This window comes from Niveispirillum sp. FG148 (assembly GCF_057809655.1).
In genome coordinates this window covers 302,251-323,221 of record NZ_JBMDKJ010000003.1, presented here as the reverse complement: position 1 = coordinate 323,221, position 20,971 = coordinate 302,251, and the positions used below count along the sequence as shown (strand labels likewise).

The following is a 20,971-nucleotide window of genomic DNA, read 5'->3' as shown; positions in this document are numbered from 1 at the left end:
GGATGACCGGTGCGCTTACTTCTTGGCGCCGTCGGCGCTCTTCTCGATGGCCTTGCCGGCGCTCTTGATATCCTTGCCCACGCCTTCCACCGTGTTGCAGGCCGACAGGGACAGGGATGCTATGGCCAGGGATGCGATGATCAGGGCGTGTTTCATTGGCGTGTCCATTGTTTAGTGACTATCAATTCCGAATAATCCCTTATCGCAAAATCAGGCGCCGATGTCCAAGCCACCGAAAGTGAAGGAAGCGAAGGTACGGGTCGATCAGGCCCTGGTCGACCGTGGCCTAGCCGAGAGCCGGTCAAAGGCCCAGGCCCTGATCCTGGCAGGCCTGGTCTATGCCGACACCCGCCGCATCGATAAAGCCGGCGACATGGTGCCGGAAAGCCAGCAGCTGAACGTCAAGGGGCAGGACCATCCCTGGGTCAGCCGTGGCGGGCTGAAACTGGTCAAGGGACTGGATCAGTTCGGTATTGACCCCACCGGCTTCATCGGCATCGATGTTGGCGCATCCACTGGTGGTTTCACCGACGTGCTGCTGACGCGCGGGGCGGCCAAGGTCTATGCCGTGGATGTCGGCCATGGGCAATTGGCCTGGAAGCTGCGGGAAGACCCGCGCGTCGTGGTTCTGGAAAAGACCAATGCCCGGCATCTGACCACGGAGATCATCCCCGATCCCGCCGATATCGTCGTCTGCGATGCCAGCTTCATCGGCCTGGAAACCGTGCTGCCGGCCGCCATGGCATTGACCAAGCCGGGCGCCTATCTGGTTGCCCTGATCAAGCCGCAGTTCGAGGTGGGCAAGGGCCGCGTCGGCAAGGGCGGCGTCGTGCGCGAACCGGAACTGCATCAGGAAGTGTGCGACCGTATCCAGGCCTGGCTGGCGGGGCAGGCGGGCTGGACCGTGCTGGGCATCGCCGAAAGCCCGATCACGGGGCCGGAAGGCAACAAGGAATTCCTGATCGGTGGGCGGCGGGATCATTGATCCCACCAATGGTCCGACGCGATCACCACCGGGACAGGCACCATCCGGCATGTGCAGCGCGGAGGTGCGCCGCCGCGCCATCGTCACGAATGATGACCGATGGGCCGGGTCCTGCAATTTTATGGGCAAAACCCGATTTGTTTTTCTGGAAATAGACAGAATAAAGTTACGGAGAATTAAGTTTACTTTTATATAATCTTCGGGTGATTCTTGGTTTAATTGTTGATGTTCGATAAATTTATTTTGGAACCACTCAAATAATACAATCGTATTTAAATATTAAATACAATGAATCTTAACGAAATATTTGATAAAAATCCCTGGGGTGACGCCCGGCGGATACCAATCCGATATCATGGATTGAGGGGGCGGCGGTGACAGCTGGCCGCTGCCCTGGAAGGGGACGTGAAATGGCGGTTCTGACGGGCACCTCCGGCGTTGATCAGATTTTGGGGACCGCAGACGCGGACACGATCAAAGGCCTTGGCGGCGCCGATTGGCTGGATGGCAGCGGTGGCGGAGATTCCATCGATGGCGGTGACGGGCCCGATTATAATTTGGGCGGTGCCGGGAACGACACCCTGATTGGCGGTGCTGACAATGATACGCTGAGTGGTGGCGCCGGCGATGATGACCTGTCCGGCGGCGCGGGCGATGACCGGCTTGAGGATAATTCAGGGCTCAACCGCTTTGACGGTGGTTCCGGCGACGACCGGATTGTCGTAGCAGCCACGGGCGGCACCATTCTGGGCGGCAGCGGTCGGGACACCATCGCCTTGTCCAGCCTGTCCGGTGGCGGTGTCGTGCTGGTTGAGGATTTCACACCGGGGACCGGCGGCGACAATATCGATCTGACACTCCCGGGCCTGTTCGATAGCGTCTATACCGGCGGCAACCTGTTCGGCACCTATCTGCGATTGACCCAGGTCGGCAACGATACGCTGGTGGAGGTCAATCGTTCCGGCTCGACGACTGCGTCCTTTGCACCGGTGCTGCGCCTGACCGGTGTCCGCAGCAGCACGCTGACGGCCGATAATTTCAGCCGGATGGACCCATCCGGCGCGGCTATGGCCGGAGAGACGGTCCGGGGCAGTTCCGCGGCCGACACGCTGTCGGGTGGGGCTGGCAATGACAGCCTGGCCGGCCTTGGGGGCACCGACATGATCGACGGTGCCGCGGGCCGCGATTCGATTGATGGGGGCGACGGCAATGACAACCTCATCGGCGGCCTTGGCGAGGATACGCTGCTGGGCGGCACCGGCGATGACACCCTGGCGGGCGGGGAGCAGGCCGACCGGTTGGAGGGGGGCGCCGGCAACGACTGGCTTTATGATACCAGTGCCGGGAATATCCTGGATGGCGGCTCCGGCGACGACCTGTTCAGCCTTTACTCCCGGTCAAGTACGATCACGGGGGGAACGGGCGTCGACACCATCCAGATTTTGATCCGGTCGCCGCTTGCCGTCAGCTTGGTCACCGACTTTGTCGCCGGTGCCGGCGGCGATATCATCGACATGACCGAACCGACGCTGTTCTATGGCTATCTGGGGGGGAACCCTTTCGGATCCTATCTGCGCCTGACGCAGAGTGGGGCGGATACGCTGGTGGAACTGGATGGTGACGGCCCCGGTGCCGCCATCGGGTTCATTCCCGCCCTTCGATTGGCCAGCGTGCAGGCCGATACATTGACGGCCTACAATTTCAAGGGCTTCGACCCCAAGGGCACGGCCGCCGCTGATCAATCCCTGACCGGCGGTGCTGGCAATGACACGCTGTCGGGCAATGTGGGTAACGACACGATCCGGGGCCTGGCCGGCAATGACAGCCTGCATGGACAGGCCGGCAATGACAGCGTGGAGGGGGGAGACGGTGACGATTATGTCTATGGCGATGCCGGGTCCGACACGCTGTGGGGCGGAGCGGGCAACGACTTCGTGGCCGGATATGCCGATGATGACAGTCTTTATGGTGGCGATGGCAATGACGACCTTTACGATGAAAGCGGTCACAATTATCTGGATGCTGGCGCTGGCAACGACCTGATAGAGTTATATGGTAACGGCAATACAATAGTTGGAGGCAGCGGTCGCGATCTTTACCAGTTCTTCGATTTTGACGGTTCGGTTGATATTATCAAGGATTTCACCCCTGGCGACAATGGGGATAATTTCGACTTTTCTGTAAGCTGGCTGTTCAGCAATTACACGGGCGGGAACCTGTTCAACGGCTTCGTGCGTCTGGTGCAGAATGGCGCCGACGCGATCCTGCAAGTGGACGATGATGGGCCGACCAGTCCAGGCCGCTTCTTTTCCGTCGTCCGTCTGAGCGGGGTTGAGGTTTCGACCCTGACGGCTGCCAATTTCAGCGGGATGGATCCCGCTGCCGCCGCGACGCAACCGCAATATATCAGCGGCACCACGGGCAATGACGCCCTGGTCGGACAGAGCGGTAACGATACGCTGATCGGGTTCGGGGGTGATGACACACTGCGCGGTGGTGCCGGCAACGATAGTCTGGAGGGCGATGGCGGCGACGATCGGCTTTATGGTGGTGCCGGCAACGACACATTGTGGGGCGGTTCCGGCAAGGACATCTTTTTCCTGGAGCGCACGGGTGCCACCAGCAACAGCGAGATCATCGACTTCGAGACCTGGAACGACAAGCTGGACGTTTCCAGCCTGGGGGTGGTCAGTCTTGGCACATTGATGCGGCTATCGGGCGAAGTCCCCCTGATCATCGGGTCGGGGACGCTGATCAGCAGCAGCTATGACGGGGTCACCATCAAGCTGCTGTTGCCGATCAGTTCTACGCAGTTGAGCGCCGACAATGTCATCTTCTCCACCGACAGCCAGTCCCGCGCCTTGTCCGGCACCGCCAACGACGATGATGTCATTGGCGGCGTGGCGGCGGACCTGTTGTCTGGTGGTGTGGGGAACGACCGGCTGTTTGGCGATGCGGGGAACGATACGCTGACCGGCGGGATCGGCAATGATACGCTGTATGGCGATGCCGGCCGCGACCTCTTCGTGCTGGACCGGCTTGGCACTGATTTCATCGGCGACTTGGTTCCGGGTGAGGACAGGATCGACGTCTCGGCCTTCGGCATCGGCAGCTTCGCGGTGCTGAAGAGCGTGCTGGGCCTGGTTGATAATGTAGGCTTCGCCGACTATCGGCGAACCCTGACGGTCATGTCGGCCGGCGAGACGCTGCAAGCGGTGATTAAAAGCAACACATCCACGCTGAATGAGTCCGATTTCATCTATGCGGTCGCCAAGGGGCCGATCACCCAAGGCGGCAGCGGTCTGGCCGATGACATGTTTGGTAGCCAGTTCAATGATTCCCTGGCCGGGGACGGCGGCAATGACCGCGTGTTCGGCGATGCCGGCGACGACACCCTGTCGGGCGGGGCGGGGCTGGACACCCTGATCGGCGGCGGCGGCAACGACCTGTTCGTTCTGCGCCCGACCAGTCAATATGGCAGCGATTACGAGATCATCCGCGATTTCGAACCGGGCCGCGACAAGGTCGACCTGTCCAATCTGGGCATTGCCAGCTTCGAAAGCTTCAAGGCGACGGCATTGTCGGGGATGCGGCCGGGGCTGGAACTGACGCGGACGGATATACATGTCCGCGTTGCCGGCGGGCAGTCGCTCACTCTCCAGATCGAATTGCCGCTGGCCAATCTGGGGGCGGGCGATTTCGTCTATGCCGTTAAGACGTCGCCCCTGAACCTGACGGGCACGACGGGCTCGGAACATCTGTTTGGTGGGCAGGCCAATGACACCCTGGCCGGGGGGTATGGGGAGGATATTGTCCTGGGTGACGCGGGGGATGATAGGTTGTCCGGTGGGCCCGGTGGCGATGTGCTGTGGGGTGGGGCCGGCAATGACATCTTCGTCGTCGCCGACCGGCTCAACCGGAACAGCGGCCAGGACTGGAATTATGAGTCTGACAATATTGTCGACTTCTCCCAGGGGCAGGATCGGATTGACGTTGCCGGTCTGGGCATCAGCAGCCTGGATACGCTGTTGGCCCTGACATTGAGCCTGTCATCCAAGGGAAGCCCTTATTCCATGCTCAGTACCCGTCTGGATGGCCTGTACAGCACAGTGCAGATCGGGATCGACAAGAATGCTCTGCGCTCATCCGACTTTATCTTCGCCACCAATGGCAAGGCCCAGTCGATCAGCGGCAGAACTGCCCACGACGATCTTTTCGGCAGCCTTGGCAACGATACGCTGACCGGGGGCGAGGGCAATGATCGGCTTTTCGGCGACGGGGGGGATGATCGGCTGAGCGGTGGCTATGGCGATGACACGCTGTATGGCGGGGCCGGCGCCGATATCTTTGTCATCGAGCATCAACTCGTCAGCTTTTCGCCCGTGGGCGACAGGATCGCCGACTTCGCGCCGGGGCAGGATCGTGTCGACCTGTCCGGCCTGGGGATCGCCAGCTTCGAGACCTTCTTGGCTCTGGCCCAGGACGGATCGGAGGCGGATAGCCCCCTGGTCACCATGACCCTGTATCGCAGTGGCATCGGCGCGGAACTTCGCTTCGGCGGCACGCTGTCGCAACTGACCGCCCGCGACTTCATCTTTGCGCAAAGCGATTTTTCCGTGAACATGGTGACCGGATCGGGCAATGACGATCTCACCGGCAACCGCCTTGGCGATTATCTCAATGGCGGCGCCGGCAATGACCGGCTGTTCGGTGAGGCGGGGAACGACACCCTGACGGGCGGGGCTGGCAATGATCTGCTGTTCGGCGGCGCCGGAAAGGACATGGCCACATATTCCGGCCGCTATGCCGACTATACGATGACCTGCGACGCGATGGGGCGGACGATCATCACCAGCCGGTCGGGCGCGGAAGGCACCGACATTCTCAGCGGTGTCGAACTGGTGAAGTTTGCGGATATGACGTTGTCCGCGGCGATCCATCCCGCCTTTTCCTTGTCATCCTATCGTGCGATGAATCCCGATCTGCTCGCGGTGTTCGGCAATGATGATGCGGCCTATGTCCGCCATTATGTGACCAACGGCAAGGCCGAGGGACGGGTCGGTGCCGGGTTTGACCCGGAAGCCTATGCCGCGCTGAACCCCGACCTGTTTGCGGCTTTCGGGCTGAGCACCGATGCCCTTGCCCGTCACTACCAGAGCAATGGGCGCGCCGAAGGGCGGGCGGCGATTGGCTTCAACGCTGAGGCCTATGCGGCGCTGAACCCGGATCTGTTTGCCGCCTTCGGCCTCGATCATACGCTGCTGATCAATCACTATATCCAGAATGGCCGAGCAGAGGGACGGCTGGCGGACGGGTTTGATGCCGAAGCCTATGCGGCGCTGAACCCGGATCTGTTTGCCGCCTTCGGCGTCGATCATACCCAGCTGATCAACCACTATATCAGGGACGGTCAGGCGGAAGGCCGGACGACCGTCGGTTTCGATGTGGCGGCCTATGCGGCCTTCAATCCCGACCTGTTGTCAGCCTTTGGATTGGATCATGCTGCCCTTATCAACCACTATATCCAGAATGGCAAGGCAGAGGGGCGGCTGGCCTTCACGGACGCACCGGCAAATGGCTTGTCGGTCCTGGGCATGGTCGCGACCCCCGAGATGGATATTTAGCGCGGCTTAGTCCGGAAGCCGTTGGCCGCCGGACAAATCCGCGCCGCCCTGAAGCGGCGCGGTCAGGCAACGCCGTTCCCCTTACTGGAACGCCGCTTCGGCAAAGCTGCGCAGTTTGCGGCTGTGCAGCCGTTCCAGGCCGTAATCGCGCATGATCTCCATGGCCCGCATGCCGATGGCCAGATGCTGATCCACGCGTGCGCGGTAGAAATGGTTGGCCATGCCGGGCAGCTTGATCTCCCCGTGCAGCGGCTTGTCCGATACGCATAGCAAGGTGCCGTAAGGCACACGGAAGCGGAAGCCATTGGCGGCCACCGTTGCCGATTCCATGTCCAGCGCGATGGCGCGGGACTGGCTGAAGCGCTGGACCGGCTCGCTATGGTCGCGCAGTTCCCAGTTGCGGTTGTCGATGGTGGCGACGGTGCCCGTGCGCATGATCGACTTCAGTTCCCAGCCGGACAGACCGGTCACTTTCTCCACCGCGTCCTCCAGCGCCACCTGCACCTCGGCCAGGGCCGGGATGGGCACCCAGGTCGGCAGGTCGGCGTCCAGAACCTTGTCCTCGCGCACATACCCATGCGCCAGCGCGTAATCACCCAGGCGCTGCGTGTCGCGCAGGCCGGCGCAATGGCCCAGCATCAGCCAGACATGCGGGCGCAGGACCGCGATATGGTCGCTGATCGTCTTGGCATTGGACGGGCCGACGCCGATATTGACGATGCTGATGCCATTGCCGTCGGCGCGCTTCAGGTGATAGGCGGGCATTTGCGGCAGGCGGGCCACCTTCTGCCCCTCCGGCGCCCGGCCGGGATGCACTTCCTGGTTCCAGGTGACGTGATCGCCCGGTTCGATGAAGGCCTCATACTGCCGGCGATAGGCCTGGGTGGCCGGATCGTCCGACGGTTCCATCATCTCCAGCCCGCGGCGCACGAACTCGTCAATGTAAAACTGATAGTTCGTGAACAGGACATAGTTCTGGAAATGGTCGGGCTTGGTCGCCGTGTAATGCTTCAGCCGATGCAGGCTGTAATCCACACGCGGGGCCGTGAACAGGGCCAGCGGCCGCGGCGCCCCCGGCGGGGTGATGTGCGTGCCGTTGACGATGCTGTCATCCATATAGACCAGATCGGGCAGGTCGAAATAATCGCGAAGCTGGTCAAGCCGCTCCGGCGTCAGGTCGCCTTCGACATGCATGCCCTCCGGGTACGCGAACTGGATGGGGATGGGCGTGTCGCTGACGCCCACTTCCAGCGGCACGCCATGGTTCTTCACCAGCAAGGTCAACTGGTGGTGAAGATAATGGTCGAAAAGGTCGGGGCGGGTGACGGTGGTGCGGAACGTGCCCATGCCATGGACGAAACCATAGGCCAGGCGACTGTCGACGCGCGGTTCGCTGGTCATGCGGACCTGGATGAAGGGGTAGCAGGCGCGAACACGCCCCCCCAGATCATCACCACGGGCAAAGGCGGAAAACCGGTCACGCAGATATTCAACGGCCTGATCATACAGCGCCCGGACACGGGCATAAGCGCCATCAGCGTCGGCAAAAGTCTGCACCGACGGGTCAGTAACCGAATTTTTGGAGGAAATCACTGTGCAAGCTCCTTCGAGTTTGCACTTCCTTATGCGCCAACCTGGGGGGGCTTGGGAAGAGGAGATTTTGTGACGGTCAGGGCAATCGGGTGAAGGGCTATAGTCATGCAAAGGGTTCTCCGTCATCCCGGCGAAGGCCGGGATCCAGATAGAGCCGCGTCAGCGGCGACATGACTCAAACAGCGCGCCGACGCGCGCGCTGGATCCCGGCCTTCGCCGGGATGACGGTGCTCCAATTTCGGGATGGTTCTCCTGTTCATCCGATTGCCCTGTTGTGACGGTGTCCCGGTCAGACCCGTGCCGTCAGCATCCAGCAATTGGCGCGCAGCGCATCCTTGCGCCGATGCAGATAGCGGCGGTTCAGGCTGTCGGGGCTGTACAGTTCGACCTGACGGAAGCCCAGGGCCAGGACACGGGTGCGCAGATCATCGGGATCGAAGGCGGACAGGAAGGGCTCCCCTTCCGCAGCGACCCGCTGGGCCACCAGCTTGCCGACGGCGCGTTCAATTGGATTCTGCAAATCCGGTGACAGGCGGAAATCGAAGGTAATGCTGGTCCCGGCGGGACGGCCCGCCACAAAGCGCAAATTGTCCATGATGGCGTCGTCGGTCAGGTACATGGTGACGCCCAGCCAGGAGAAACAGGCGGGCTGCGTGTCGTTGAATCCGGCCGCCGCCAACCCCTGCGCCAGACCGGTCTGTTCGAAATCCACCGGGGCGAAGGTCAGGGTTTGCGGAACCGGAATACCGGCATCGGCCAGCATCTGCCGCTTCCAGGCCTGGGTGCCGGGATGGTCCATCTCGAACACGCGCAGGCTCGCATACGGGTTGCGGTAGGCGAAAGTGTCCAGGCCGGCCCCCAGCACGACATATTGGCGGACGCCATCGGCCACGGCGTCGGCCAGCACGTCCTCGGCCAGACGGCTGCGCACCACAAGCCCGGCGCGCAAACCCCGGGGCAGCGGGTCATTGTGCGGGAACGGGTCGTCGCGCAAGGCCGCCTCGGCTGCCGGGCCCAGGATGGGTAGGGCGACGGGGTCATCCAGTACGATCGGCTCGTCCAGCAGGGAATGGACGGCGCGCAGGGTGGCAACCCGGAGCGCGGTGCGGCTGGGCTGTCCCGCCCGGACAATGCTGTCAGCCGCCATATCGCCGTTTCCCTGTCTGTGGTGGGTTACTCCAGCCCGACCAGGGCCCTGGTAAAGCCCCGAGCCTCGAACGGGCGCAGGTCATAGACGCCTTCGCCGACGCCGATGGCGTGGACCGGCAGCTTGAACCGTTCGGCCAGCGCCACCAGCACGCCGCCGCGCGCCGACCCGTCCAGTTTGGTCAGGATCAGGCCGTTGATGGCGACCATGTCCTTGAACACCTCGATCTGGCTATGCGCGTTCTGGCCCGTAGTGGCGTCCAGCGTCAGCAGGGTCGTATGCGGCGCCTCGGGGGTCAGCTTTTTGATGACGCGCACGATCTTGCGCAGTTCTTCCATCAGCCCGGCCTTGTTCTGCAACCGGCCGGCCGTGTCGATCAGCAGCACGTCGGCCCCGGCGGCCGTCGCCTGCTGGACCGCGTCATAGGCCAGACCGGCGGCATCGGCCCCGGTTTCGCGCGACACGACGGGGCATTCCGTCCGCTCGCCCCAAATCTTCAACTGCGCCACGGCGGCGGCGCGGAACGTGTCGCCCGCGGCCAGCCACACCGTTTTGCCCTCGTCTCGGAACTGGCGGGCCAGCTTGCCGATGGTGGTGGTCTTGCCGGTGCCGTTGACGCCGACCAGCAGGATGATGTGCGGCTTTTTCGACGGGTCGATGACCAGCGGCTGGGCCACCGGCTCCACGATCTTCTGCAATTCGGTGGCGAGGTAATCCTTCACCTCTTCGGCCGACACTTCCTTGCCAAAGCGCGTCTTGGCCAGACCGGCGGTCAGGCGGGCCGCCGTCACGGGACCCAGATCGGCCCGGATCAACAATTCCTCCAGCTCCTCCAGCGCCTCATCATCCAACTTCTTCTTGGTGAAGATGCCGGTGATGCCTTCGGTCAGGCGGCTGGTGGATTTGGACAGGCCGTCCTTCAGCCGGGCGAACCAGCTTTTCTTTTCCGGGCGGTCCTCCAGCTCCGGCAGGGCGGTGGACACAGGCTCCGTCACGGTCGGCGGCGCGACCTCGGGCACCGGGGCGGCCACCGCCTGCACCGTTTCGACCTCTGCCGTCACCGGCGCCGGCGTGACCACGCTTTCCACCACGGGGGCGGGTACCGGGGCCGCTGGCGGGACGCTGGGTTGCGGGGCCGGCTTCTTCTTGAACCAGTTCAGCATCAGTCGAGGACTCGCGCGGTCAGTTGTGTGCCGGCCACGCCGGTGATGGTGCAGCGGATAATCGTTCCGGGTTGATAATGATCGGGCACGATGACTTCGGCAAAGCCTTCATTGCGGCCCAGGCCCGGCCGTTCAATCAATGCGTTGGCGGAACGACCCACCTGTTCCGCCAGATAGCGGGCCACCTGCGCCTCCCCCGCAGCGCGCAGGCGGGCGGCGCGTTCCTTGCGGATGGGGCCGGGCACCTGGGGCATCTTGGCGGCGGGGGTGCCGGGGCGGGGGCTGTAGGGGAAGACATGCAGCCAGGTCAGGCCGCATTGTGCCACGATGTCCAGGCTGTTCTGGAACATCTCTTCCGTCTCTGTCGGGAATCCCGCGATGATATCGGCGCCGAACACCATGTCGGGGCGCAGGGCGCGGGCCTTTTCGGCAAAGGCGATGGCGTCGGCGCGCAGATGGCGGCGCTTCATCCGCTTCAGGATCATGTCATCGCCGGCCTGCAGCGACAAGTGCAGATGCGGCATCAGGCGCGGTTCTTCGGCCACCAGACGCCACAGATCCTCGTCCATCTCCACGGCGTCGAGCGAGGACAGGCGCAGGCGGGGCAGGTCGGGGACCAGCGCCAGCAGCCGGCGCACCATCTGGCCCAGGCTGGGCTTGCCCGGCAGGTCGGCGCCATAGGAGGTGACGTCCACCCCGGTCAGCACCACCTCGTTATAGCCGGCGGTCACCAGGGCGCGGACCTGTTCCACGATCTCCCCCATCGGGACCGACCGGGAATTGCCGCGACCATAGGGGATGATGCAGAAGGTGCAGCGATGGTCGCAGCCATTCTGCACCTGCACGAAGGCGCGGGCGCGCCCCTCCATCCCCTGGATCAGATGGCCGGCGGTTTCCTTCACGCTCATGATGTCGTTGATGACCACACGCTCGGCCGTGCCGCCGCCGAAATCCACCCAGGGGGCGGGGGTCAGCTTGGCATCATTGCCCAGCACATGGTCGACCTCACCCATGGCGGCGAATTTTTCCGGGCTGACCTGGGCGGCACAGCCGGTGACGATGATCTTGGCGTCCGGCCGTTCGCGGCGCAGGCGGCGGATGGTCTGCCGCGCCTGCCGTTCTGCCTCCGCCGTCACGGCGCAGGTATTGATGATGACGACATCATCCAGCCCGGCATCACGCGCGTGGTTGCGCATCACCTCGGACTCATAGGCATTCAGGCGGCAGCCGAAGGTGACCAGCGTCGGTTCCCCGGCGCCGCCCGTCACTTCCGGTGGGCCGCCTTCGCCGCTCTCATGCACATGCTCGGCCTCGGCCAGGCTGGTATCGACGCTCACAGCGCCTCTCCGCCCAGCAGATCGGCGCCCAGCGTGCCGGCGAAGGAGATGGCGACGGGGCCGGTCATCAGCACATGGCCGTCGTCACGCCATTCGATGGTCAGGGTGCCGCCATCCAGGGCGACGGTGACGCGGCGACCCTGCACCAGCCCGCGGCGGATGGCGGCCACGCCCACGGCACAGGCGCCCGACCCGCAGGCCTGGGTGATGCCGGCCCCGCGTTCCCAGACGCGCATGCGCACCGAGGACGGCCCGGTGACGCTCGCCACCTCGATATTGGCGCGGTCGGGGAAGAAGGGGTGGCGTTCCAACTGCGGCCCCCACTGGGGCAGGTCGACGGCTTCCGCATCCGGCACGAAATGCACGGCATGTGGGTTGCCCATATTGACGCCCACCCCGTCAGCCAGCGGTCCGGCGGACGCGGGCAGATGCAGCGTGTCGCATGCCTGCGCCACCGGGATCTGCTGCCAGTCCAGCCGCGCCGGCCCCATATCCACGGTGACCGTGCCATCTTCATGCAGCCAGCAGTGCAGCAGGCCGGAAATGGTCTGGATCACCAGTTGGTCACGCCCCAGCCCCTTGCCCACCAGGGAGGCGACGCAGCGCGTGGCATTGCCACAGGCGCCGGCCTGGCTGCCATCGGGGTTCAGGATGCGCATGAAGATGTCGGCGCCCGCATCCTGCGGCGGTTCGATCAGGATCAACTGGTCAAACCCCACCCCCCGCCGCCGGTCACCGATGGCGCGCGTCTGCGTCTCCGTCAGGGGGACGGGGCGGGTGCGGGCGTCGATGACCACGAAGTCATTGCCAAGCCCGTGCATCTTCAAAAACGGTATCGTCATGCGGCCTTATATAAGCCCCGGACGGCAAGGCGTAAACGGCGGTGCGGACGGGGCGGGGATGCAAGGGCGACGGGGGCAGCGGGGGGCCATTGGGATGGCTGATGGCGGCAACCTGCCGTTCGCCCTGGCGCCGACCGTCGATAATCCGGGAAAGTTAGCGACAACCCCGTCCACAGGGTGGCTAGTCGTCTGGTTTGCCAAACATCCTCGCTAGCGGTTCCGGTGGTTCGCCGTAATGTTCCAAAATCTGCTCACGGGTTATCAGCCGGTCGGGGCGCTGTTGGATTGGGTAGGACGCATCAACGAAATCAATGGCTGCACCGTTGGCGCGGCTGACGCCTTTGGCGGCCAGGGCGGCCAGAAACGGCGCGTCGTCCATTGGGTGGATGGCGAAATAAATCTGCCGATTATTCAGCGCCGCACGGGTTGCTGGGGCCAGTTCGCATCGGTTCAGCGCTGACAGCATCTCATTATCCCTTCCCCGGGATGTGATCATCAGATACCGGTCCTCCCCCCTTGGCTCAGCCACAGTGCGCCGGGCGAGCGCAGTACAAAAGTCCTCCGGGTCTTCAGGGTCATAGGTCACATTCGGCACGGATGCGAACCGGTAGGCGTCTGTGACCCGCCAGGCCAATTCAAGGCCGTAGAGCTGCCAGCGGTCATTTGGTTGCCTCGTCAGGTCGGTATTGACCCGCACTATTTCACCGGCGATCTCACCGGCGCGCACGATCGCGGCATCGCTGACCTTGCGAGTTACGTCGGCCCAGGTTTCTGGGTCTGGCATCAGGATTGCTCCATCCGCCAGTCTGGCATAGATGCGCACGGTTCCATGGTCCCAGTCCCGCAAGTCGGGCGACGGAAAGTTGGGATTCAGCGAAAGGCCCCCGGGGATCAACAGGTCGATGCGGACTCTACCTTCGTCTGGCTCCAGCGACAGTCCGCTTTGCCAATCCCGCGATTCCCATTGCGTCGGCAGCACCTCGCGATACCAGAGGGGAAGGAAGTCCGACAGGCGGTGCCCGCGGGCACCCCCCTGATCGTCATAGATGACAAGCGCCCTATCGCCGTTGCCGGAGATGTACCAGTCATCGGCCGTCACCAGATGTCGGCCGTCATTGGTGACCAGCACGTTACGCGGTGCCAGATTGTTGCGTAGGCGTACGGCCCAGGCGACCTGCCAGCGCCCCGTTTTGTCCATGCGCTCCACCACCGCTGTTGCGGTCGTCGCATTGGCGTGCCCATCGGTCAGGAATTTAGCGTAGGCCGCGGGCATTTTCACGTCCTGCGGCCAGACATGCACACGGGTCTGTCCATTCGCCGATAGATGGACCGAGTGTACTGGCGGCGGGATGTAGTCGCCGCGGGCGACAGGTGCCATCAGCAGGCAACAGAGCAACAACAACCCGGATATGAAGCGGACCGCGATCATCACGGCTTGCCAACGGGTTGGCTTTCCGGACAAGGGTTGCAGTCTCATCCACACGCCGTTTCTCCAACGACTACATTGGGTCAGAGCTTATCGCTGCCATCAACGGAAGGCAACGCGCCGACCCTGCGCCAGCTAGACGGCCTGACCGGCGCTACTGCGGATGGCATCGATGAACGCCCGCAGGGCCGGCGCCATCTGGCGCTGGCGCGGATAGCAGAGGAAATGGCCTGGGAAAGGGGCCGACCATTCCGTCAGCAGCGGCACCAGCGTGCCGTCGCGAAGGGGGGCTGCCACCCGATCCTCCACCACGAAATCGATGCCGACCCCAGCGATGGCCACCCGCACGCCTGCCGCCTTGTCATTCACGATCAGCGGGCCGTTGACGGCAACGGAGAACCAATGGCCGTTCTCGCAGAATTCCCAGGCATAGGGCTGGGCCTGGCCTGGCCAGCGCCACCGGATGCAGCGGTGCCGTAACAGGTCGCGCGGATGCTCCGGCTGGCCGAACCGCGCCAAGTAGGCGGGTGACGCCACGGCGATCTGGCGCAATTCGGGTCCGAGCCGGACGGCAACCATATCCTGCTCAATCACCTCGCCAATGCGGATCGCGGCGTCGAAGCCGTTGGCGACAAAATCAATGACGGCGTCATCGACGGCAATATCCAGCACCACATGGGGAAAGCGGTCGACGAAGTCAGCCAGGATCGGATCAATGTACCGTTGGGCAGCGGCGCGGAAGGCATGGATGCGCACCGTACCGGACGGTCGTTCCTGATAGCGGCGGACCTGCCCCATGGCGTCGGCCAATTCGGCAACCGCCGGCTGCACCCGCAGCAGCAGGTTCTTTCCCGCTTCCGTCAGGGTGACGGACCGCGTGGTGCGGTTGAGCAGCCGCACGCCGACCCGTTCCTCTAACCCGCGGATCAACTGGCTCAACGCGGAGCCGGAGACCCCCATGTTTGCCGCCGCACGGCTGAAGCTCAGGCTTTCGGCGACGGCGATGAAGGCACGGAGATGGTTATAGTCGCTGCCGGAGGGGGGAAGGTCCATGGGATCGACCATTATTAAGACAGGCTAATCAACCATATCATAAGGGACTACATTCTGAACCGAACCTTTGGACGCTATCTCTGTTGCTCGAAAGGAGACCGGTCATGAAGACATGGTTCATCACAGGTGTTTCGCGCGGCCTTGGCCGTTCATTGGCCCAGGCGGCGCTGACGCGCGGCGACCGGGTCGTCGGCACAGTCCGACAGGGTGTGCCCGAGCTGCCGGCGGCATCCGGTCAGTTGCTGGTCCTGCCCCTGGACGTTGCCGAGGCGGGTGCTATTGAGCCGGCCCTGCAGGCGGCTTTTGATTGGGCCGGGCGGATCGACGTCCTGGTCAACAATGCCGGCTACGGCCTGCTGGGTGCGGTGGAACATGCCACCGACGCCGAGGTAGAAAGGCTTTTCGCCGTCGACGTTTTCGGGCCCTTGCGGCTGATCCGGGCCGCCTTGCCGCGTCTGCGTGCGCAGAACGGGGGGCATATCATCAATGTCACCTCTATCGCTGGTCGCGCTCCCGGCCAGGGCTCTGCCCTCTATGCGGCCGCCAAATATGCGATGGAAGGGCTGTCTGCGGCGCTGGCGCGAGAGGTGGAGCCAATGGGTCTGAAGGTGACGGCGGTCGCCCCCGGTGCCTTTCGCACCGATTTCCTGACTGACCATTCCATCCGGATCACCCGGCAGGCCGATGACGCCTATGCCGCCAGCGTGGGGACCGGGCTGTCCCGGCTGAAGGCGATGGCGGGCCGGCAGATCGGCGATCCCGACCGCGCAGCTCTGGCCATGCTGGCGCTGGCTGATGCAGACACGCCGCCCGTGCATCTGCTCCTGGGCAGTGACGCCTGGCAGCGCGCGCATGCCAAACTGGCCGGGATGCAAGCGGAAATGCAGGAATGGGAGCGCGTAACGCTGGGAACTGACTTTCCGGACTAGATGGCTGCCGCCGCATGCCATCAGGCAACGGGAGATTACCGCAGCGTCGCAGGGGGCGCGAAGGTCAGCGCCGTGTGATGGGCGGTATTGCGCAGTGGCCGGTGATTTCCGGCCGCTGCCGCCGGGCGGTAAGGGTATTACCGCTTCCCCTCAATCACCTTGAACCCATCCGCCTCCGCCACCGTGCGGCGGGATTTGAAATGCTGGTCGAAAACGGCCTCATAGGGCAGGTGTTTGTTGGCGACCAGCAGCAGGGTGCCGCCTGACGCCAGCCCTTCGGCGGCCCGCGCGATGAACTGACTGCCCAAGGTCACGTCGGTGGCCTTGCCGGCATGGAAGGGTGGGTTGGTGACGATCACGTCGAAGCGGCCGCGCGGCAGGCCCGCCGTCACATCAGCCCAATGGTATTTCAGCACCGTCGCCCCGCCCGACAAGGGGGCCAGATTGGCCTCTGCCGCGGCCAGGGAACCGGCGTCCGCTTCAAACAGGTCCAGGCCCGCCACCTTGGCGCCGGAGCGCAACAGGGCGGCGGACAGATAGCCCCAGCCGGCGCCCAGATCGGCGACACGGCCGCGGATGGAGCCGGGGAACTGTGCCGCCAGCAGGCGGGAGCCGACATCGACCTTGTTCCAGCCATGCATGCCGGGTCCGGCGATGAAGCCGGTGGCTTCCACCAGCCGCGCCTGACCATCGGCCTGCCAGCGGGCCAGCACGTCGGGGACCGGCCCGTCCCCCTTGGTCAGCCAGAAGACGCGGGCATGATACTTGGACAGGCTTTCGATCTCGCCCAGATGATCCTTCACCGCCTTCATCAGGCTGGCCACGCCCGTGTCATTGTCGCCGCAGCAGACCAGCCGCCCGCCCACGGGCAGGGCGGTCCAGGCCTGGGCAATGGCGGCCAGGCTTTGCGCCTTGTGCTTGGTCAGCAGACAGAGGCCGGTCTGGTAATCGCCGGGGGGCAGGGCCTTTTCCACGCGGAAGCCGGCGGCGGACAGGGCGTCATGGGCAGGCTTGAACCCCGTCACGGCGACCAGCCCGCGCAAGGCCGGCGGCAGGGCGCTGTCGGCCTCCGCATTCAGGATGAAACCGGCGCCTTGCGGCGGCAAAGGCAGCGCGCCGGTGGCGAAAGGGTGGTGGATGGCTTTGGCGATCGACATGGGGCAACGCCTATCCTATCAGGGCCGCGCTGTCGAGGGCGTGACCCGCGCGCGGAAAGGGTGTAGGCATGCGGCACCCCGCCACAGACGACATTCACGCCATGAGCAACCAGGTCCCGCGTCAGTTCATGACCTTCGCCCTGATCGGGGTTGGGGGCCTTCTGGTCGACATGGCGTCGCTGTTCATCGCCCAGCATCTGCTGATGCTGGATCTCTATAGCGGGCGTGTCTTCTCCTATTTGATGGCGGCGACCTTCACCTGGTACATGAACCGCCGCTTCACCTTCGTGGGTGTCAGCCGGCGGGCGGCGCTGAAGCAATGGGCGCGGTTCATCGCCGCCAATGCCATTGGCGCGGTGGTGAATTACAGCGTCTATGTGCTGGTCCTGCGCATCGGGCCGTCCGTCATCGACATGATCGGCCTGTGGCCGCAGGCGCTGGGTGCGCTGCTGCCCTATGCCGGGGTGGCGGCGGGCAGCGTCTCGGGCCTGGTTTTCAACTTTGTCTTGTCGAAGAAACTGGTGTTCCGCCAAGCCTGATGTAGTACCGCCTGTCCGTTCGACAGAGGGGGTAGCAGCCCCATGGCGAAGGCTTGGGGCGCATGCTATGGATGCCTTAATTACAAGAGGTTGGGGGAGCGCAACACGGCATGCCGTCGGCACGGTTCTATCGCTGGATGGCCTGGGGCATGACCCTGGGACTGGCGGCCGTCGCCGGTGCCGCCGTGTGGCAGGAGGCGCAGACCTCCCGCTTCCAGGCGGAGGTGCTGGCGCGCTATGGTCGCGACCTGACCTGGGTTGTTGAGCCCGGCCCTAACCCCGATATCCGCTTTCCCGGTCCCGGCCCCTATGACCAGCGGCTGGGCTATGCCAGCCTGCCCAGCTATGTCGAGCGGCTGACCGCCGCCGATTACCGCGTGGACCTGCAGGCGCGGCCCAGTGCGGCGCTGCGCGATTACATCGAATTCGGCGGCTTCGCGCCCTATCCGGAGAAGACATCGGGCGGCATTTCCATCCGCGACCAGATGGGCAACCCGCTTTATGACAGCCGTTACCCGGAACGCACCTATGCCGGCTTCAACGAGGTGCCGAAGCTGGTCGCCAATACCCTGCTGTTCATCGAGAACCGGGAACTGCTGGACCAGACCTTTCCGTTCCGCAACCCGGCCGTGGAATGGGACCGTTTCGCGCTGGCCGTCATCAATATCCCGCTGAAGCTGATCGATCCCGACAATCCGCGCGCTGGTGGATCGACGCTGGCCACCCAGATCGAGAAGTACCGCCATTCACCCGAAGGGCGCACGGCCAGCGGCATCGAGAAGCTGCGCCAGATGATGTCGGCCTCTGTCCGAGCCTATAAGGCCGGGCCGGACACGACGCGCGTGCGCCACCAGATCCTGGTCGATTACCTGAACTCCACGCCCTTGTCGGCCCGGCCGGGGGTGGGGGAGGTGAACGGGTTGGGTGATGGGCTATGGGCCTGGTACGGCACGGATTTCGAGCTGGCGAACCGCATCCTGCGCGGCCAGCCCCGCACGGAGGAACAGCTTCAGGCCCAGGCCATCGTCTATAAGCAGGTGTTGAGCCTGCTGCTGGCGCAGCGCCGCCCGTCCGCCTATCTGGGCCCCAATGGCCGCGCCGCCCTGAACGATCTGGCCAATACGCATCTGAGCGTGCTGGAAAAGGCCGGAATCATCGGGGCCCCGCTGGCCGATGCCGCCCGCTTCTTCCCCCTGCGCTTCCGGGAAGAACCGCCTTCCATCCCGGAGCCCAGCTTTGTCGAGCAGAAAGCGACAAATGCCATCCGCGCCCGGTTGCTGGGCATGCTGGGCGTGCCCAGCCTTTACGCGCTGGACCGGCTGGACCTGGCGGTGGAAACCACGCTGGACCAGCCGACCCAGGCGCGGGTGACGGAGACGCTGAAGAAGCTGGCCGACCCGGTACAGGCTGCAGCACTGGGCCTGGTCGGCGACCGGCTGTTGAACGATGCCGACCCGGCCCGCATCGTCTATTCCGTCACCCTGTTCGAACGCACGGCAGAGGCCAATCTGGTGCGGGTACAGGTCGACACGCTGCCCCAGCCGCTGGACCTGAACGAAGGGGCCAAGCTGGACCTGGGGTCCACCGCCAAGCTGCGCACTCTGGCGACATATCTGGAAATCGTGGCCAAGCTGCATGAGCGCTATATCACCCGCGAACCGCATGAACTGGAGGCGGCGGCGATGGAGGCGCCGGACCGGCTCAGCCAGTGGGTGTTGCGCACCATGGCGGCCCAGCCCGGCATCGGCATCGCCGACATCCTGGACCAAGCCATGCTGCGCGACTATTCGGCCAGCCCGGCGGAACGGTTCTTCACCGGCGGCGGCCTGCACAGCTTCGGCAATTTCGATGACCATGATGATGGCAAGGTGATGCCGCTGGCCGAGGCGTTCCGCCATTCGGTCAATCTGGTCTTCATCCGGCTGATGCGCGACATCGTCAACCATTACATCGCCGAGGGGCCGGACCGCCGCGACGACCTGATGGATGATCCGCGCCATCCCGCCCGCCGCACCTATCTGGCGCAGTTCGCGGATATCGAGGGCAGCGCCTACCTGAACAAATTCTGGGCCGATTACCAGGGGCTGGCGCCCGACGCGGCGCTGGACAAGCTGGCCAAGCGGGTGCGCCCCACGCCCGACCGGTTGACGGTGATTTTCCGCTCGGCCCTGCCCAATGCCCCGATCGAGGAACTGGCCAAGTTCCTGGACCGGCACATGCCGGCCGGCGGCCCGCCTGCGGCGCAGTTGAAGGCGCTGTATGACCGCTACGCTGCCGATGACTGGTCGCTGAACGATCGCGGCTATATGGCGGGCGTGCATCCGTTGGAACTGTGGCTGGTGGCCTATTTGCAGGACAGTCCCAAGCCGCAGCGCCGCGACATGCTGAAGGAAAGCAGCGCCCCCCGGCAGGAAAGCTATAAATGGCTGTTCTCTTCCCGGTCCAAACAGGCGCAGGACAGCCGCATCGGCATCGTGCTGGAGGAGGAGGCGTTCAACCGCATCCATGAGGAATGGACGCGGCTGGGCTATCCGTTCGGCAGCCTGATCCCCAGCTATGCCACCAGCATCGGCAGCTCCGCCGACCGGCCGGGGGCGCTGGCCGAGTTGATGGGCGTCATCCTGAATGACGGGGTGCGCCTGCCCACCCTGCGCATCAGCCGCCTGCATTTCGCGTCAGGTACGCCGTATGAGACCAGCTTCGTGCCGTCCAAGCTGCTGAACGGGGCGGAGCAGGTGATGGCGCCGGAAGTGGCGCGTGTGCTGCGCCGGCATCTGCGCGACATTGTCGACAATGGCACGGCGCGGCGCGTCCATGGCGCCTTCATCGGCGCCGACGGGCAGGAAATCCCCGTGGGCGGCAAGACCGGCACGGGCGACCACCGCTTCGAACGCTATGGCCCCGGCGGCATCGTGCTGGAAAGCCGCGTTGTCAACCGCACGGCCACCTTCGTCTTCTATGTCGGTGACCGTTTCTTCGGCGTCATCACCGCCCATGTGCATGGGCCGGAAGCGGCGGAATACCGCTTTACCTCTGCGCTGGCCTCCCAGTTGCTGAAAATCCTGGCGCCGGCCCTGCACCCGTTGCTGACTGCCAATATGCAGACGGCGGAGCGGGGGCGTTAGGCGGCTACCCCCCCCGATATATTCACCATCAGCGTGCAGTATCGGCGGGCA

At 64.2% G+C, this 20,971-nt stretch carries 14 protein-coding genes; 5 read left to right on the top strand and 9 right to left on the bottom strand.

All coding sequences use genetic code 11. From position 1 onward, the window contains the following. Positions 1-15 precede the first annotated feature (15 nt). Positions 16-156 carry an entericidin A/B family lipoprotein gene (locus ACODTW_RS05015; protein WP_488944831.1) on the bottom strand — a complete coding sequence of 47 codons (141 nt, stop codon included), beginning with the start codon at positions 154-156 and terminating at the stop codon, positions 16-18. Positions 157-220: 64 nt separating this feature from the next. Between ACODTW_RS05015 and ACODTW_RS05010 the strand changes: the two genes are divergently transcribed. Both ACODTW_RS05010 and ACODTW_RS05005 read left to right on the top strand, forming a co-directional pair. Continuing rightward, positions 221-985: a TlyA family RNA methyltransferase gene (locus tag ACODTW_RS05010; RefSeq protein WP_488944830.1), complete on the top strand. Its 765-nt coding sequence runs from the start codon at positions 221-223 to the stop codon at positions 983-985. 410 nt (positions 986-1,395) lie between these two features. Further along, the gene (locus tag ACODTW_RS05005) at positions 1,396-6,609 is read left to right on the top strand and encodes a M10 family metallopeptidase C-terminal domain-containing protein (protein WP_488944829.1); all 5,214 of its coding nucleotides are present in this window, start codon (positions 1,396-1,398) and stop codon (positions 6,607-6,609) included. Positions 6,610-6,690: 81 nt separating this feature from the next. Here ACODTW_RS05005 and ACODTW_RS05000 read toward each other — a convergent pair whose 3' ends face one another. From ACODTW_RS05000 to ACODTW_RS04970, 7 genes are all read right to left on the bottom strand, one after another. Continuing rightward, positions 6,691-8,199: an AMP nucleosidase gene (locus tag ACODTW_RS05000; protein WP_488944895.1), complete on the bottom strand. Its 1,509-nt coding sequence runs from the start codon at positions 8,197-8,199 to the stop codon at positions 6,691-6,693. A gap of 292 nt (positions 8,200-8,491) precedes the next feature. After that, positions 8,492-9,349: a class I SAM-dependent methyltransferase gene (locus tag ACODTW_RS04995; protein ID WP_488944828.1), complete on the bottom strand. Its 858-nt coding sequence runs from the start codon at positions 9,347-9,349 to the stop codon at positions 8,492-8,494. A gap of 26 nt (positions 9,350-9,375) precedes the next feature. Next, positions 9,376-10,512: a signal recognition particle-docking protein FtsY gene (ftsY, locus tag ACODTW_RS04990; RefSeq protein WP_488944827.1), complete on the bottom strand. Its 1,137-nt coding sequence runs from the start codon at positions 10,510-10,512 to the stop codon at positions 9,376-9,378. Then, positions 10,512-11,708, bottom strand: coding sequence for a tRNA (N(6)-L-threonylcarbamoyladenosine(37)-C(2))-methylthiotransferase MtaB (gene mtaB, locus ACODTW_RS04985; protein WP_488944894.1), 1,197 nt, complete (start codon positions 11,706-11,708; stop codon positions 10,512-10,514). The genes ftsY and mtaB overlap by 1 nt, the downstream gene beginning before the upstream one ends. A gap of 137 nt (positions 11,709-11,845) precedes the next feature. Then, on the bottom strand, positions 11,846-12,691 hold the full coding sequence (dapF, locus tag ACODTW_RS04980; protein WP_488944826.1) for a diaminopimelate epimerase: 846 nt from the start codon (positions 12,689-12,691) through the stop codon (positions 11,846-11,848). A gap of 181 nt (positions 12,692-12,872) precedes the next feature. Further along, positions 12,873-14,168 carry a hypothetical protein gene (locus ACODTW_RS04975; protein WP_488944825.1) on the bottom strand — a complete coding sequence of 432 codons (1,296 nt, stop codon included), beginning with the start codon at positions 14,166-14,168 and terminating at the stop codon, positions 12,873-12,875. An 84-nt stretch (positions 14,169-14,252) separates the two neighbouring features. Beyond that, positions 14,253-15,170 carry a LysR family transcriptional regulator gene (locus ACODTW_RS04970; RefSeq protein WP_488944824.1) on the bottom strand — a complete coding sequence of 306 codons (918 nt, stop codon included), beginning with the start codon at positions 15,168-15,170 and terminating at the stop codon, positions 14,253-14,255. Positions 15,171-15,274: 104 nt separating this feature from the next. On the opposite strand from ACODTW_RS04970, the gene ACODTW_RS04965 reads away from it, so the two are divergent. Further along, positions 15,275-16,099, top strand: a complete 825-nt coding sequence (locus ACODTW_RS04965) for an SDR family NAD(P)-dependent oxidoreductase (RefSeq protein WP_488944823.1) — start codon at positions 15,275-15,277, stop codon at positions 16,097-16,099. Positions 16,100-16,236: 137 nt separating this feature from the next. Here the strand turns inward: ACODTW_RS04965 and ACODTW_RS04960 are convergent, their stop codons facing one another. Continuing rightward, the gene (locus ACODTW_RS04960; RefSeq protein WP_488944822.1) at positions 16,237-17,256 is read right to left on the bottom strand and encodes a class I SAM-dependent methyltransferase; all 1,020 of its coding nucleotides are present in this window, start codon (positions 17,254-17,256) and stop codon (positions 16,237-16,239) included. A 101-nt stretch (positions 17,257-17,357) separates the two neighbouring features. On the opposite strand from ACODTW_RS04960, the gene ACODTW_RS04955 reads away from it, so the two are divergent. Then, entirely contained in the window at positions 17,358-17,795 is a 438-nt protein-coding gene (locus ACODTW_RS04955) for a GtrA family protein (protein WP_488944821.1), read from the top strand. 110 nt (positions 17,796-17,905) lie between these two features. Beyond that, on the top strand, positions 17,906-20,920 hold the full coding sequence (locus ACODTW_RS04950) for a transglycosylase domain-containing protein (RefSeq protein WP_488944819.1): 3,015 nt from the start codon (positions 17,906-17,908) through the stop codon (positions 20,918-20,920). Positions 20,921-20,971 lie beyond the last annotated feature (51 nt).

Bases quoted from the DNA above. Each gene is read 5' to 3' on its own strand.
- ACODTW_RS05015 (WP_488944831.1), bottom strand. From the start codon at position 156: ATGAAACACGCCCTGATCATCGCATCCCTGGCCATAGCATCCCTGTCC.
- ACODTW_RS05010 (WP_488944830.1), top strand. From the start codon at position 221: ATGTCCAAGCCACCGAAAGTGAAGGAAGCGAAGGTACGGGTCGATCAG.
- ACODTW_RS05005 (WP_488944829.1), top strand. From the start codon at position 1,396: ATGGCGGTTCTGACGGGCACCTCCGGCGTTGATCAGATTTTGGGGACC.
- ACODTW_RS04995 (WP_488944828.1), bottom strand. From the start codon at position 9,349: ATGGCGGCTGACAGCATTGTCCGGGCGGGACAGCCCAGCCGCACCGCG.
- ftsY (WP_488944827.1), bottom strand. From the start codon at position 10,512: ATGCTGAACTGGTTCAAGAAGAAGCCGGCCCCGCAACCCAGCGTCCCG.
- mtaB (WP_488944894.1), bottom strand. From the start codon at position 11,708: ATGCGCAACCACGCGCGTGATGCCGGGCTGGATGATGTCGTCATCATC.
- dapF (WP_488944826.1), bottom strand. From the start codon at position 12,691: ATGACGATACCGTTTTTGAAGATGCACGGGCTTGGCAATGACTTCGTG.
- ACODTW_RS04975 (WP_488944825.1), bottom strand. From the start codon at position 14,168: ATGAGACTGCAACCCTTGTCCGGAAAGCCAACCCGTTGGCAAGCCGTG.
- ACODTW_RS04970 (WP_488944824.1), bottom strand. From the start codon at position 15,170: ATGGACCTTCCCCCCTCCGGCAGCGACTATAACCATCTCCGTGCCTTC.
- ACODTW_RS04965 (WP_488944823.1), top strand. From the start codon at position 15,275: ATGAAGACATGGTTCATCACAGGTGTTTCGCGCGGCCTTGGCCGTTCA.
- ACODTW_RS04960 (WP_488944822.1), bottom strand. From the start codon at position 17,256: ATGTCGATCGCCAAAGCCATCCACCACCCTTTCGCCACCGGCGCGCTG.
- ACODTW_RS04955 (WP_488944821.1), top strand. From the start codon at position 17,358: ATGAGCAACCAGGTCCCGCGTCAGTTCATGACCTTCGCCCTGATCGGG.
- ACODTW_RS04950 (WP_488944819.1), top strand. From the start codon at position 17,906: ATGCCGTCGGCACGGTTCTATCGCTGGATGGCCTGGGGCATGACCCTG.